Genomic DNA, 15,267 nt, shown 5'->3' with positions numbered 1-15,267 from the left:
TTAATAATGAAAAGAAGAGTTCTTTTATTGCTTTTATTGGTTTTAATTATTATTACGGGTAGTATAGATACAAATGCTACAGAACTTGTTCTGAAAATAAATAATCCTAAAATGGTAATAGATAATGATGAAATGGATATAGAGTATTGGGAAAATACAGCCCCTGTAATAGTGAACGGCAGAAGTATGTTGCCAATCAGACCAGTAATCGAGGTTTTAGGCGGAGTTGTTCGTTGGGATGATGAGGACAGAAAGGTTACAATAGAATATAATGACAGAAAAATTGAAATGTGGCTTAATGTAAAGCTAATGAAAGTTGACGGTGAGGATAGGTATTTTGATGTTCCGCCTATGAGTATAAGCGGGCGTACTATGGTACCTTTACGTTTCGTTTCGGAAAGCCTTGGTTTTGAGATATCCTGGGATGGTAAAAACAAGAAAATTTCCATAAAAACTAACCAAAATGATTTTGCAAAATATCAAGGAGAAATATCCTTTTGGCATTACAATGCTGAGGAAGCAGTTGGTATTGTTAAGGCGTTTAATAACAGATACCCCAATGTAAAAGTAAATTTATCGGTTAATCCTCTTAAAGATATGGTATATCAAAACAAATTGACCTCTGCAATAAAGGCTGGTTCTGGTGTTCCTGACGTTTTTCCGTCTGAAGCTTCCTTTGTAAAAAAATTTGTGGATGATGAAGAAATTTATACGGACTTAAGTGATATATCAAATGATATTCTAGTAAACATGGTACCATATACAGTTGATATTGGTACGGACTATACTGGAAGGCTTAAGGTACTGACCAATCAATTGTCGGTGGGGGCATTCTTATACAAAAAATCAGTTGCCGAAAAATATTTGGGGACAAGCGATTCAAATAAGATAGCAGACATGCTTTCTTCAGAAGATAATATGCTGGAAACTGCGAAAAAGCTAAAGGTAAAAAGTAAGGGAAAGGTAGCGTTATTTTCTTCATGGGAAGATCTTAAAAAAATGTATTTGGGAGGCCGGTCAGAAGGCTGGGTCATTGACGGGAAACTGACAATTGACCAAAATGTCCTTAACTTTATTGATTTTAGTAAAAAGATAAAAGAAAATAAATATGAGGCTGGCTATAGTGAGGGTACTAGCAGCGTTAATGCCGCTATAGCCGGTGATGAAAATTTTCTTGCAACTGTTTGCCCTTCATCAGATATATATTGGGTAATAAACAAAAATGATAAAAAAGCCTTTGAGGGTGGAAGATGGGGGATTGCTAAGCCACCAATTCCGTTTGGATGTGGCGGCACATGGTACGGGATTAGTAACAACTCAGAGGTAAAGGACTTGTCCTGGAGATTTTTGAAATTCCTGACAATTGATACTTATGCCATGAAGGAATGGGCAGTAAAATATGAGAATTTACCTAATAATTTATATTTATTGAGCCAAGGAATTCCAAATAATAGGACTGTTGATGTCAACATGCATGAATTTTTCGGGCCCTTAATAAAAGATGTTAATTATCGTATTTATACTAAATACGATGATAATATTAACAATAATTTTAATCAGTATATAAATGCATATCTTGATGGGAAAATATCATCAAAAGAAGAATTTTTTAAACAATTTAAGAGTGATGTGCAGATTTTATACCCTGAAATAGTAGTTGAATAGATATTATTGTTTTATTGGCAGGCTTGACCGCCTTTTATAACAGGAAGTGATTTGGTTACAAAATTATTGACTGAGGACCTTAAAAATATAACAGGTGGGTACTTGATTTTAGATAGTGATGTTGAGAGTGCTGTAAAAAACCGGAAGATATAATTATGGAAAAGAGAAGTGAGCTAAAAATGGTAAGCAAGATTTAGAAGAAGGGTCCACCATAGCCCTGCTCTAGACTTGCTTAGGTGTCTTAACTTTAACTAGATAAATACAATATACAATAAGAAAAGCGATCAGGAATACACTAGAAATTCTATACATCATAGCGTAATTAGTCTCCCTTGCAATACTTCCTAAAATCATAGACCCTCCACCAATTCCTAAATCAAATGCCGAGAAGAAAGTTGAATTTGCAGCACCCCGTCTATTTGGTGCAGCACGGTTAATAACCCATGCTTGCAATGTTGGTTGGATGGCTCCCATACCAACTCCGTATAAAATTGCTGCTATAGATAAAAGAATGGTTGATGATGCATATGATAAGGACAAGACTCCTGCTAGGACAAAGAACGTCCCAGGAATCACCACAAAGGAATGCCCTTTTTTGTCAAATAGCTTCCCGGATACAGTACGAACCAGAAATGAGCCTAATGCAAAAAATAGGAAAAACCATCCTACATTTTTGATACCTGTTTCGTTACTAAATAATGTAATAAAACTTACAATTCCACCATAAACCACACCTAAAAGCAGCAGCAAAGTTGAAGGGAAAAGAGATGTTTTTTCTATAAGTCTTGCTATGAATGGGGTTTGCTGACTTGTGCTTTCTCCTCTTTCCACCTTAGGTGGTGTAACCCATAACATTAGTAAAAGAGAAAGGAACGCACTTATTGTTGCAAAAATTAGAACCGCACTAAAATTAAAGGAATTCATCAACCCAATCCCAATTGTAGGCCCTAAAGCTCCGGAAAGAAGCGTAGAAAAACCAAAGTAGCCGATTCCTTCCCCCCTACGGTTTGTTGGTACTATATCTGATACCAGTGACCCAAATGCTGCTGTCGAAATTCCCCATCCAACTCCATGTATAATTCGGACAAGTAAAATTGACACAACAGTAGTAGCAAAAAAATAGATAACCATAGTAATTAGAGAAATAACTAGTCCGACATATAAAATCTTTTTTCTGCCTACTATATCCGAGGCAGTGCCCGAAAAAGGACGAATGATTAAGGCTGAAATCGTAAGAATACCGATTACCAATCCCACGTCTGAGCTACTCCCTGAATGCTGGGAGACATATACAGGAAGAGTTGGAATAAGTATCTGAAACCCCAAGTAAGTAAATAAACTGGATAATAATATAATGATATAGTTTCTCGTCCATAGTAATTCTCTTTTAACTGAGTTTGTCTCTGTCATCATTTTTACCTCTCTTACTTATTATTTATAAAAAAATTCATCTAACAATATTAAACTTATTAAAGAATGTATTATTTGAGACGATAGGAAAAATGATAAGCAAGATTTAGAGGAAGGGTCCACCATAGTCCTGCTCTAGACTTGCTTAATCTTTTTATTGTGCTGTTTAATGAATAGAAACGTTTGTTGGCCAAGTTAAATCCGTCAAGTAACTCTTTGCAGCTCATGTTTTTGGGTAAATATACTATATCTGCTCTTCCGTTGTATTTATCCCAGTCATAGGTTAAAATTCTGTTCTCGGCTTCAAGACGTTTAAATAAAGGTGTGCCTGGATAGGGAGTCAGAATGTTGAAGGTGGCATTCTGTACACCCGCTGATTCAAGAAAATCTATAGTTTCGTTAAAGATACTCTTATTGTCATGATCAAAACCAAAAACTATTCCTGCTTGGACTGAGATTCCAAAAGACTGAATCCTTTTAATAATCTCATAATAGTCTTCAACCCTATTAAAAGACTTATTAATGTTATTAAGGCTTGTTTGGGAAATTGATTCAAGACCTATAAATAACTGTTTACAGCCGCTTTTAGCTGCCAACTCAAGTAATTCTTCATCTTGACCGGCATGAATGCTGACTTGGCTGCTCCACCATTTCTTATAGGGGGTGATTTTTTTAAATAGATCTTTAGCGTATTGAATATCTGATGTTATATTATCATCCCAAAAAATAATCACTTTACCTTTGAATGAACCGTATTCTTGTGCCACTTCGTCTACTGGCCGTTTCCTGAAGGTGTTTTTATACATAACTGAAAGTGCACAAAATTCACAGGCGTTTGGGCATCCACGGGTGGCAGCTAAAATTCCATTTGAAAAGTCTTTACGGTGAAAAAGATCCTTTCTTGCAAAGGGCCTATTTTCAAGTGTCGGTGTATTTTCAGGCTTATAAACCTTTTTTGATTCTTCCATTTCGAAATCATGAATAAATTGTGCCCAAATATCGTCTGCTTCTCCGATAATAATTGTATCTGCATGATTTATTGCTTCATCAGGTATAAGTGTAACATGGGGACCTCCTAATACTACAGGAATACCCTTTTGGCGGAATATTGAAGATATTTCATAAGCGTGATTGGCACTGGGAGTATGGAATGTTATTCCCACAAGGTCAACTCCCAAGTTATAATCAATTTCTTCACATTCTTCATCGAAATGAAAAACTGTCCAATTACTTGGAGTAAGAGCAGCAAGGTAAGGCATGGTGACTTGCTGGAATCTGATAACTCTTGATTTTCTTATCTTTTTTATTCCATCGGCTGATGCAGTAATAAGTAAAAGTTTAAAATTATTTTTCATATGTATCCTATATAAATAAATCTATATTAAAATGATATAAGTGTAATGCTATAAATATAACATATAAACGGCTTTTTGAATACATGTTAAAATCCAATCAGGTCAAGAACTTTCTTTTCTAAATATCTGTTTTTAACGCTTTGAATATTTTAACTAATTCTAATGATTTCATAGTTCTGTGATAATCGAACAATTATATTTTCTCAATATCTGTTTATATATTTGTTGATAAAGAGATTATCAAAAAACATAATGAAGTCTATTGACAATGAGTTTATAATGGGTTAAAATATACTAAATCAATAGGAATAATAAGTGAAGCGTTATAGTTGACCATAAAAATGGAGACTATTGTTAACCAATACAAATTTGGTGCAGTAGTCTTTTTTGTTTATTGGGAAAAGGTGATGAGACATGATTACTATTAGGAATTTAAATAAAACATATATTACCCCACACTCGAGAATTGAAGCTCTAAAGGATGTAAATCTTCAGATTGATAAAGGTGAAATATATGGAATAATTGGGTTTAGCGGGGCAGGAAAATCGACATTAATAAGGTGTATAAATAGACTGGAGGAGCCGGATTCCGGGTCTATAATCATTGAAGGTAAAGACATTACTAAAATGAGTGAATCAGAATTAAAGATTGCAAGGAGAAGGATCGGAATGATCTTTCAACAATTTAACTTGTTAGATTCCATGACAGTATTTCAAAATGTTGCTTTTCCCCTTAAAATTGCAGGCTATGGCAAAAGTAAAATCAATGAAAGAGTACACTTTCTACCCTTTTAGCCCTTATTTTAGGCTTGCCTCTTAGTATATTTCTCGTGATTACTGAGAAGGGACATATAGCTCAGTCACCTAAGATAAATAAAGTTTTAGGGACAATAATTAATATATTCAGATCATTTCCATTCATTATCCTCATTGTAATTCTTCTCCCATTATCAAGAATTGTTGTTGGAACAAGCCTTGGATCAACGGCGGCTGTTGTTCCACTTTCAATAGGTTCAGCACCCTTTCTAGCAAGGATTATTGAAAACAGTCTTAAAGAGGTGGAAAGGGGAAAGATTGAAGCTGCTTTAGCTATGGGGGCAACTAATTTTAATATAATTTTAAGGGTTTTGATACCAGAAGCCCTTCCTTCTTTGGTTAGGGGAGTTACTCTGGCGATAATAACTATTACAGGCTTTACAGCTTCTGCTGGTGCAATTGGTGCCGGGGGACTTGGAAGTCTTGCGATAAGGTTTGGATATATGAGATTCAGAAATGATGTAATGTTCGCTACAATTATTGTCCTGGTAGTGTTTGTTCAAGTTATTCAGCTAGGAGGCGATTTACTGGCAAAGTCCATTAACAAAAAAAGGTATAAGTATGATTAAGTGGAAGTAATTCTTTAATCATTCATCAATAAGTGATTTAGGTATAATCATACCTTAATATATTACATAGTGAGAGGAGATACTAAGAATGGGTAAAAGAGCTGTATTATTGATTATTTCTGTGTTATTGGGGATTAGCGTATTTGTAAGCTGCACTAGTGATAAGGAAAATTCAGGTAAACCCACAAAAGAGGCACCGCCAGAAATTGTATCCGATGCTGGAAAAGAGGCATCTAAGGAAGCACCAAAAGGTGAATCAAGGAAGGAAGTTACCATAAAAGTTGGATCGGCAGTGGTTCCACATGCCGAAATATTGAATTTCATAAAACCTAAACTTAAGCAGGAGGGAATTAATTTGGAAGTAGTAACTTTGGATGATGAAGCACAATTAAATCCTGCCCTAAATGAAAAACAGATAGATGTAAATTATTTTCAACATGTACCTTATCTGAACTCGGTTACAAAAGAAAAGGGATATGAATTCCAGGTTGCGGCAAAAGTTCATGTTGAGCCCATTGGCTTTTATTCAGAGAAATTAAAATCAAAGGAGGAACTTAAGGAAGGGGCAAAGATAGCCATACCCAATAATCCTTCAAATGAGTTTAGAGCACTTGTATTGCTTCAGGCCAACGGACTTATCAAGCTTAAAGAAGGAATAAGTGATTTTAAAGCGACACCAAGGGATATTGCAGAAAATCCTAAAAGATTAAAGTTTGTTGAGGTTGAAAGTCCACAACTTACAAGATCCTTGCCGGATGTGGATGGGGCTGTAATAAACACTAATTATATATTGGAAGCAAAGCTAGACCCAAATACTGCACTTTTTAGAGAAGATGCCAATTCACCATACGCTAATATTATTGTAGTAAGAAAAGGTGAAGAAAACAGGCCGGAAATTAAAAAACTTGGAGAATATCTGACTTCACCGGATGTTAAGAAATTTATCCAAGAAAAATATGGTGTTGCTGTGGTTCCTGCATTTTAACTACTATATATAGTATTTTATTAAACAAATGTAAATGAGTAATTACTTTTAGTTTAGGAGTTCGTGATGAGTAAATTAGAAAAAATATTTATTCGGGATGCACAAATAAATGATTTAAAGGCTATAATTGAAATATATAACTCCACAGTACCTGGGAGGATTGTAACAGCAGATACCGAGCCTGTATCAATTGCAAGCCGTAAGAGATGGTTCTATGAACATAGTTCTGATTTCCGCCCGCTGTGGGTAGCTATAAAGGACGAGGAAATAGTTGGCTGGTTGAGTTTTCAGTCATTTTATGGAAGGCCTGCTTACAATAAGACGGCTGAACTTAGCATTTATATTGCAGAAGGTTTCAGGAAAAAGGGTATTGGCCAGTTGCTCCTTAAAAAAGCTTTGGACGAATCTCCTAGACTCAAAATTAATAACCTACTTGGGTTTATATTTGGTCATAACATTGCAAGCCTTAATTTGTTTTATAAATTTGGATTTGTAAGCTGGGGTGTGTTTCCTGGAGTAGCAGAAATTGATGGTGTTGAAAGAGATCTTGTGATTGTGGGAAAAAGAGTAGTAAATTTAATATAATGTTATTTACGGGAGGAGATTAATTATGTCAAACTTTGCAAAGAATGAAACATTAAAAACCATTTTAAAGAGAAGAAGCATCAGGAGCTTTAAACCAGAGCAAATTAAAGATGAAGAGCTTCTGGTAATACTGGAAGCAGCTAAGTATGCTCCAAGTGCAATGGGGCAGCAGCCCTGGCATTTTACTGCAATTCAGAATAAAGAAGTAATTGGTAAGTTCAACGAATTTGGTAAAAAGTTTTTTTTAAGCTCAGGAGTTGAGAGGTTTGTGGAAAGGGCAAAAGCAGAAAATTTCAGCCTTATTTATCACGCACCTACTTACATAATCGTATCAGGAGATGTTAATGCTATTGCACCTATAAATGATGTATCCCTTGCCATTGGCAATATATTTCTTGCAGCGGAGTCTTTAGGGCTTGGTGCAGTTTGGATTCATGCGGTAAATCATCTTAAGACTACAGATGAAGGCAGTAAACTCTTTAAGGAACTTGGAATACCTGAAGGATATGAACCCTTTGGATCCGTCGCATTAGGATATAATGGAGGAGATATACCTGAACCTGCACCAAGAAGAGAAGGAACTGTAAATATAATTAGATGATTTGTTAGTGTAAAAACAGTCCTCATACATACTTTAATTTTGCATATATAATATTGATTTTTTATTGAGGAATATTGAGGTGGTAACACCTTGACTATTCCTTATTTATTTCGGAAAATAATGCCTATAAATTCTTTTGAATTATTGAAAAGGACATTTAGGTTATGATATAATATAAAACATACTAAACCGATAAGAATAGTGCGATATACATAATCATTAATTTTTGTATTGTAATTATATATTAAAAAATATGAGTGTAAAAGTAGCATGCAAAGGGGGACTTAATTTGAAGATTGAACTTAGCTATGAAGAACTTAAAACCTATAAACCTCAATTAACTAGAAAGAATGATTTTGATTTATTTTGGTCAGGTACTTTGACAAAATCAGCTGTTATACCTTTAAATTATACTCTTGATCCAGTTGATTATCCAATAAAAGAAATTAAGGTCTACGACTTAAACTATGACGGTTTTAATGGAAACAGGGTCAATGGATGGTATATATTACCTTCTAAACAAGCGGAAGGAGGAAAATATCCTGCAATTATATATTATCACGGATACACAAGAAATAAAGGTTATGTCTATGAGTATTTAAAATGGCTGATTCAAGGGTATGCAGTAGTTGCTATCAGTATGCAGGGCCAGGGCGGAAAAACACCGGACAACGGGAAATACAGCCAGGGCAGTGTCGCTGGTTGGATGACAAATGGTATTTTGGATAAAAATGAATATATCTATAGAAGTATATATGTGGATGGTGTGAGGGCTGTTGATTTTTTGCATGAAAGAGATGAAATAGACAAAGTACGAATAGGTATTTATGGGCTTAGTCAGGGTGGAGGAATAAGCCTTGCTGTGGCAGGTCTTGATAGCAGGGTTAAGTTTGCCATGCCCATATATCCATACCTTTGCCATTTTGAAAGAGGGGTTGAGTATTACAAAGAAGGCCCATATGGAGAAATATATGAGTATTTCAGATTCTTTGATCCTGAATTGAAGAGCAGGGAACAGGTTTTTGATACACTTAGCTATTTTGATGGTATGAATTTTGCACCTAATATAAAATGCCCTGTTTTATTCGCAATAGGTCTAGCTGATTTAGTTTGTCCGCCATCAACAATTTTTGCAGCTTATAATCATATTAATTCAGAAAAGCAACTGAAAGTATACCCCAACCATGGTCATGAACCTCTCCCTTTTCACGAAGAAGTAATGATCGAATTTGTAAATAATATTTTTTCAAATTTTTAGTATTTAAATATTGAAATAAAAAGGGTATTGTGATCTATTGTCGCAATACCCTTATATATTGTTAAAGAGCTATCAGTCGATAAGATTTGTTTCTCCTGCCTTTCCTATTTCAATAATTTCATTATATTTGGAGAAAGTAGCATCACGGCAGGAAAAATTGCCTTTTTTCAGGATGCCTATTTTTCCAGAAACCTTATTGATTCTCCGAGCTTATGCACCAATAAATTGTCTTAGTGGTCAAATTATTGTTTAGATGACGGTACAGGTAAAGCAGATAATTCTGTTGATTATGTGGTGTTGTCCATAATCACCAACTAAACAAATAGGCTTAAATGAAAAAATATTATACCCCTTCTTCTTATTATTGACAATAAGAGGGAGAAGGGGTATAATTCATATTAAACTTATATGAAAAATAATTCTATAGCCGACTAGAAAACTGGAGGCAGAAAAGTCTTTATTATTATGATAAAGAGCTTTTCTGCCTTTTTATTTTTATTACTTTTAATCTAAAAACATATAGGTTTAAAAAATTAATTTGATTTAAGAAGTTTAAATAAAAAATAGAGGAGTGATGTTTATGGGTACCAGCGAGACAAATGATTATAAAGTTGATTTAACAAGTAGCACGTGTCCAAACAGGGAACAAAGGGCAGGAGGAATTAATGTCTATTCTGGAAAAGCTAGTCAGATAATAAAAGATGCAAGAGAAGGAAAGCTTAGAAATTGTGAAAGGAAATTTCAGCAGGCATCCGGCTGCGTTTTGAATTTCTATCTTGCGGTAAGAGTAACAACTATAAGAGATGCAGTAGTAATATTTCATGCACCTGTTGGCTGCTCTTCATCAGCACTTGGCTACAGGGAGCTGTACCGTGGAGTACCTGTAGAGCTTGGAAGACCGGCACAATACAACCTTAAATGGATGACTACCAATATAACTGAAAAGGATGCTATCTATGGTGCAACTGAAAAATTGAAAAATACTATTTTGGAGGCAGAAAAGAGATACTCTCCAAAGGCAATATTTGTTTTGACATCTTGCACATCAGGTATAATCGGCGAAGATATTGAAGGTGCAGTAAGTGAAATTCAGCCTGATGTAACTGCTAAAATAGTTCCTATTCATTGTGAAGGAGTAAGATCCAGATTAGTTCAGACCGGATATGATGCCTTTTGGCATGCAGTGTTAAAATACCTCGTCAAAAAGCCCGAAAAGAAGCAGCATGATTTGGTTAATGTAGCAAGTATGCTTTCGTATACATGGCAAGACAGGCTGGAGATTAAGAGACTACTTGCCAAATTGGGACTTAGGGTTAACTTTATTCCTGAATTTGCAACGGTTGAACAATTTGAACAATTGGGAGAAGCTGCAGTAACTGCACCACTTTGCCCTACATATACGGATTATTTATCCAGGGGATTGGAGCAGGAATACGGCGTGCCGTATTTCTTATATCCATCACCTATGGGAATTCAAAACACTGATGATTGGCTGCGTCAGATTGCAAAACATACAGGCAAGGAAGATATAGTTGAAGATGTTATTAGAGAAGAACATGAAAAGTGGAAGCCAAAAATGGAAGCTATCCGTAAAGAATTTCTTTCCATGAAGAAAAACGGAGAAAAGGTTCAGGTATTAGGCTCTTTAGGACAAGGGAGACTTCTTGCACAGATGCCGTTCTTTGATGAATTGGGTGTAGAGGCGAAAGCTGCTATGTGTCAGGACTTTGATGAATTAATACTAAATGAGGTTGAAGAACTGATAGATAGAATTGGAGATTTTAATATCCATGTAAATACATTTCAAGCGGCTGAACAGTCTCACGTTACCAGAAGGCTGGATCCGGATATAACCCTGACATGTCCGTTTCAAGGGGGAGCATACAAAAGAGACAAAAGCGTTACCAGAATCCATGCATTAAGAGGAGATGCACTGCCATGGAGTGCCCAGAGCGGCTATGCCGGAGCCATTGCATGCGGTAACTTCTTACTTCAATCCACAAAGAATAAATCTTTTCAGAGTACCATGTTGAAAAAGACCGAAGGTAGCTTTAAAGATTGGTGGTTTGAACAACCGGATTCATTATACTATGTAAAAAAGGGGGAAGAATAAAATGTCAAATGAGAATTCTGTAAATTATGGGGAAGCTGCCGAAGCACCAAGATATTCGTGTGCTTTAGGAGGAGCATATTCTACTGCAGTAGCGGCTTTTGGGACTGTTCCGATATTACATTCAGGTGCTGGTTGCGGATTAGGACAATTATTTGGTCAGCAATATGCAGGAGGACAAAATGCGGGGGGTCCTCTTGGTGGAACAAGTACGCCATGTTCATGCCTTATGGAGGAGCATGTAATATTTGGAGGGGATGATAAATTAAGAAATCTTGTTGAATCCAGTATAGATTTAATGAATGGTGAGCTGTTTTCTGTAATTTCAGGTTGTGTACCGTCTCTTATCGGCGATGACGTAGATTCTGTTGTAAAGGAGTTTAGCCACAAAGCACCCATATTTCATGTTAAAGCACCTGGGTTTTCCGGTAATTCTTATCTTGGATATGATTTGTTTTTGGAATCTATAATAAATCAATTATTAGAAGAGGTTCCTAAGGAAAAAGGATTGATCAATATATTTGGTGTAGTTCCATATCAGCATGTATTTTGGAAAGGAACCCTTAGTGTATTAAAAGACTTATTGGAGAGACTTGGACTTAAAGTAAATGTGATTTTTGGAGAGTTAAATGCATTGGATAATTTTAAAAGAATACCTGCAGCGGAGTTGAATCTTGTATTATCACCATGGAATGGACATAGTGTAGTTAAGCTTTTAGAAGAAAAATTTAAAACTCCATATGCTGTATTTCCTTATGTTCCGGTGGGGCCGAAGGAGACTTCCGACTTACTTAGGATTTTAGGTGATAAACTTGATATTTCAAAAGATCTTTTAGATGACTTTATTGATAAGCAAGAAAAAATAGCATACAGATATACCGAATTTTTAGGTGACATGGTTATTTTAGGGCTGCCACATGCGTATTATGCAGTTGTAGCCGACAGTCCAAACGCTATAGGAATTACAAAATATCTTACAAATGAAATAGGATATCTTGCTGATATTGTAATTATTACTGATAATCCTCCGGAAGAGGCAAGAGATGTGATAAGAAAAGAATTGACCCAAAACTTGGACAGCACTGTAAAGCCTGACATCATATTCGAGGTTGACTCATATAAGATCCGCCAAAATCTAAAAGATAGAAATTTTATAGCATTATTTGCAAGTTCTTTGGAAAAACATATAGCTGGAGAAGATTTTGGAGCGATACAAGTAAGTGTAGCTTTTCCGGTATATGACAGGCTGATAATGGACCGTAATTATGCCGGATATAGAGGTGGCTTGAGCCTAATGGAAGATTTTATCAGTAAATTTGCAGGTCCGCTATAAGCATCTGGCATATATTCTATTCTTCATGCTTTTACCTTTCTTATTGCTGAGATATTGTATGAAATATCAATGATGGGAATTTATATCAAACTTTTTCCGAAAAATATGGAGATATTAAGCTGACTGATTAAGAGGCTGTGACTTAATATAAAATAATAAGTTGCGGCTTTTTTATTTATAAATCATTAATCCATTTTTATATCCAGTTCCAATGGAAACTTTGTCTTTTATATTTTGTTTAAATAACGAGGGTAAGTAAGGGAGGTGAGGAAATGTCAAATCAAATTATTTCTGATCAAATGACTTCTAAGGACAGACTCGAAGCTTTTTACAGTGGAAAACCCTACGGTACTAAAAGCGGCAGAGATACTTTTAGAAGAGTCAAAAGGTGAAGTGAGTGCTTCATGCGGGGTATGCGGGTCGTTTAGGAGTGCTGGAAATTTGTGCGGAACAGAAAGATTAATGAGAGACATTAATCCTCAGTTTGTACATAAGCTTCTTAGAATTGTAACTGATAGTACAATTGCTTTTATTAAAGAAGCTGGGAAGCTAAAAGGTGTGTCCATTGGAATAGGTGAAACTTCTGCATCAGGCAACCTAATAAGTTCAAAACAGTTTAAGGAATTTGTCCTTCCTTATCTAACACAAATTACTGATTCAATAAAAAGTGTAGGTGATAACAAAGGGGGCGATATCCTTGACTGACGACTTAAATTCTATAAGAAGTAGAATTGAAGAGATTAAAATACTTTTGAAAACAGATACAAAATCAAATGATGATGAGAATAAAAGACAACTTGAAGATTAATTTTTATATATAATTGTTGACAAATAAATAAATTTATAATATTATGATAAAAACCGAGTAAAGCAATAGGAATAATTAGAAAACATTAAAGATTGCAATAATTGTAAAAAATAATAAAGCTGACTTGAAAGCAAGAGGCTAAGCATAAACCAATCATTGGGTATATACTTAGCTTCTATTTTTTAGAGATTATCAAATCTATTTGAAATTTAATTAATAAATAAAGGGGACGAAAAATGAAAAAGCTGAATACTACAAGGGTTTTATTGCATTTTATTGCATTTACAGTAGGTTTATTTCTAATCATCGGTTCAGGTTTTTATAGGAAAGCTATTCCTAAAGAGACGGGTCAATTTAAGATAAGTATCTTTCCAACAGCAGAAAATAAAGAGACCAAGGCTATTGTATATGATATCCAGAATGAGGGAATACCAAAAAGGGTATTGCAGCCGGGAAGGATATCTATTTCTACAGGACACGGTGGTGGGATAGTCAACAAGGATAAACTGCCGTTATGGCTGAAGTTTAAGACAGAAGGTTTCAATAGCGATGTAAAAGTAGTTTCAACTGATCCTTCATATGACAATAAGACCCAAAGTTTTAAAGAAGCTTTAAATCCTGGACTATCAAAAAGTGTGAGTGTAAATTTTGATATTCCAAGAGAGAAACTAAACAAGAAGTATGATATAAGTTCAGGGAATTTGTTGGTTGTTGATTCTAGAAGTGGAAAAATTTTAGCAAAGGTTCCTTTTAAGATTGTAAATTCTAAATTTAAACGAAACACATAGTGATCATGACTAAGATGACCTGAAGAAATAAGGAAAATTAATTATATATAGCAGGAGGTTACTATGAAAACATCAAAGAGATATTTAATAATAAGAGCAGCATGGTATTTGTTAGGATTTATATTAATTTACGCACCTTTTGCGTTGATACAAAGACTTTTAACTGGAATTCTGAACCTTCAAGGAAGAGCCGATATCCATGGCTCCTGCTTTAGAATGGTTGTACAAGGAATTTTTACTGGAAAAGGTGTGCAAATACTTACTACTTCAGCAATTATATCCATTTCAATTTTGATTTTGGCATTCTTTTTCGGACCAATATTCTGCGGCAAATTTTGTGCAACAGGGGCTGTTACTGAGTACTTAAGCAGAATTTTGCCGGATAGGATTAAGCTGAACTGGCAAAAACATATGAACCCAACACCCGTGAGATATGGAGTGTTAGCAGGCTTTCTTCTTACACCTGCCTTAAGCCTTTCGGTTGTGTGCTCATTTTGTAATTTTTCTGTAATGGAAAAGCTTGTTTTAGGTGGTGTGAACCTGGATATAGGAGTTTTGGGGTCCACAACAATTCTGACTGCCTTTATTTGGTTATTTGTCCTAGGCATATTTGCAAAGGGCGGCAGGGGGTATTGCAGTTACTTATGTCCCATAGGTGCTGTACAAAGTTTGATGCACTATTTTGGTTCGAAGCTGCCATTTACATATAAGTTAAAATATAAAAAAGAAAAATGTACGAAATGTAATTTATGCGCAAGGGATTGTCCGACAGGTGCAATACAAAGTGCGGAAAATGAAATTCAATATAATATACACACATGCATAACCTGCCATCAATGTACTAAGGTATGCCCTAAAAGTGCAATTAGCTATGGAAGAGGGAAAAGTGGTTGGATTGTTCCAAAAGACAATGTAGTAATAGAACAGGATAAAAGTTTAACTGCTTTGTAACTTTAAGAAATGTTTATGCAAAAACAGTGGGGG

12 protein-coding genes and 2 pseudogenes are annotated in these 15,267 nt (G+C 35.2%); 12 read left to right on the top strand and 2 right to left on the bottom strand.

Annotation, left to right across the window (positions count from 1 at the left end):
* Nucleotides 1-6: 6 nt before the first annotated feature.
* On the top strand, nucleotides 7-1,665 hold the full coding sequence (locus tag VIO64_RS15215) for an extracellular solute-binding protein (RefSeq protein ID WP_331919732.1): 1,659 nt from the start codon (nucleotides 7-9) through the stop codon (nucleotides 1,663-1,665).
* Nucleotides 1,666-1,887: 222 nt separating this feature from the next.
* Here VIO64_RS15215 and VIO64_RS15210 read toward each other — a convergent pair whose 3' ends face one another.
* Both VIO64_RS15210 and VIO64_RS15205 read right to left on the bottom strand, forming a co-directional pair.
* On the bottom strand, nucleotides 1,888-3,078 hold the full coding sequence (locus tag VIO64_RS15210; protein WP_331919730.1) for an MFS transporter: 1,191 nt from the start codon (nucleotides 3,076-3,078) through the stop codon (nucleotides 1,888-1,890).
* A gap of 68 nt (nucleotides 3,079-3,146) precedes the next feature.
* Nucleotides 3,147-4,430, bottom strand: coding sequence for a B12-binding domain-containing radical SAM protein (locus VIO64_RS15205; protein ID WP_331919728.1), 1,284 nt, complete (start codon nucleotides 4,428-4,430; stop codon nucleotides 3,147-3,149).
* A 414-nt stretch (nucleotides 4,431-4,844) separates the two neighbouring features.
* Here VIO64_RS15205 and VIO64_RS15200 point away from each other — a divergent pair.
* The 11 genes and pseudogenes from VIO64_RS15200 to VIO64_RS15150 form a co-directional block, all read left to right on the top strand.
* A pseudogene (locus VIO64_RS15200) lies at nucleotides 4,845-5,207 on the top strand (ATP-binding cassette domain-containing protein); the annotation flags it as partial.
* 2 nt (nucleotides 5,208-5,209) lie between these two features.
* Nucleotides 5,210-5,815, top strand: a pseudogene (locus VIO64_RS15195) (methionine ABC transporter permease); the annotation flags it as partial.
* An 88-nt stretch (nucleotides 5,816-5,903) separates the two neighbouring features.
* Complete coding sequence (locus VIO64_RS15190) at nucleotides 5,904-6,800, top strand: MetQ/NlpA family ABC transporter substrate-binding protein (RefSeq protein WP_331919725.1); 897 nt, start codon at nucleotides 5,904-5,906, stop codon at nucleotides 6,798-6,800.
* A gap of 66 nt (nucleotides 6,801-6,866) precedes the next feature.
* A complete protein-coding gene (locus VIO64_RS15185; protein ID WP_331919723.1) occupies nucleotides 6,867-7,385 on the top strand; it encodes an N-acetyltransferase family protein in 519 nt (172 codons plus the stop codon).
* Nucleotides 7,386-7,410: 25 nt separating this feature from the next.
* Entirely contained in the window at nucleotides 7,411-7,986 is a 576-nt protein-coding gene (locus VIO64_RS15180; protein ID WP_331919721.1) for a nitroreductase family protein, read from the top strand.
* A gap of 289 nt (nucleotides 7,987-8,275) precedes the next feature.
* Nucleotides 8,276-9,244, top strand: coding sequence for an acetylxylan esterase (locus tag VIO64_RS15175; protein ID WP_331919719.1), 969 nt, complete (start codon nucleotides 8,276-8,278; stop codon nucleotides 9,242-9,244).
* A 580-nt stretch (nucleotides 9,245-9,824) separates the two neighbouring features.
* Nucleotides 9,825-11,357 (top strand): nitrogenase component 1, encoded by a 1,533-nt coding sequence (locus VIO64_RS15170; RefSeq protein ID WP_331919717.1) that lies wholly within the window; start codon nucleotides 9,825-9,827, stop codon nucleotides 11,355-11,357.
* A gap of 1 nt (nucleotide 11,358) precedes the next feature.
* Nucleotides 11,359-12,687 carry a nitrogenase component 1 gene (locus tag VIO64_RS15165; RefSeq protein ID WP_331919715.1) on the top strand — a complete coding sequence of 443 codons (1,329 nt, stop codon included), beginning with the start codon at nucleotides 11,359-11,361 and terminating at the stop codon, nucleotides 12,685-12,687.
* Nucleotides 12,688-13,080: 393 nt separating this feature from the next.
* Nucleotides 13,081-13,392 carry a uroporphyrinogen decarboxylase family protein gene (locus VIO64_RS15160; RefSeq protein ID WP_331919792.1) on the top strand — a complete coding sequence of 104 codons (312 nt, stop codon included), beginning with the start codon at nucleotides 13,081-13,083 and terminating at the stop codon, nucleotides 13,390-13,392.
* Between the two features lie 339 nt (nucleotides 13,393-13,731).
* The gene (locus tag VIO64_RS15155) at nucleotides 13,732-14,283 is read left to right on the top strand and encodes a hypothetical protein (protein ID WP_331919713.1); all 552 of its coding nucleotides are present in this window, start codon (nucleotides 13,732-13,734) and stop codon (nucleotides 14,281-14,283) included.
* Between the two features lie 63 nt (nucleotides 14,284-14,346).
* The gene (locus tag VIO64_RS15150) at nucleotides 14,347-15,234 is read left to right on the top strand and encodes a 4Fe-4S binding protein (protein ID WP_331919711.1); all 888 of its coding nucleotides are present in this window, start codon (nucleotides 14,347-14,349) and stop codon (nucleotides 15,232-15,234) included.
* Nucleotides 15,235-15,267 lie beyond the last annotated feature (33 nt).

Source organism: Pseudobacteroides sp. (genome assembly GCF_036567765.1).
Lineage (GTDB): Bacteria > Bacillota > Clostridia > Acetivibrionales > DSM-2933 > Pseudobacteroides.
The sequence above is the reverse complement of the archived record's forward strand: the minus strand, read 5'-3'. Positions and strand labels throughout refer to the sequence as shown.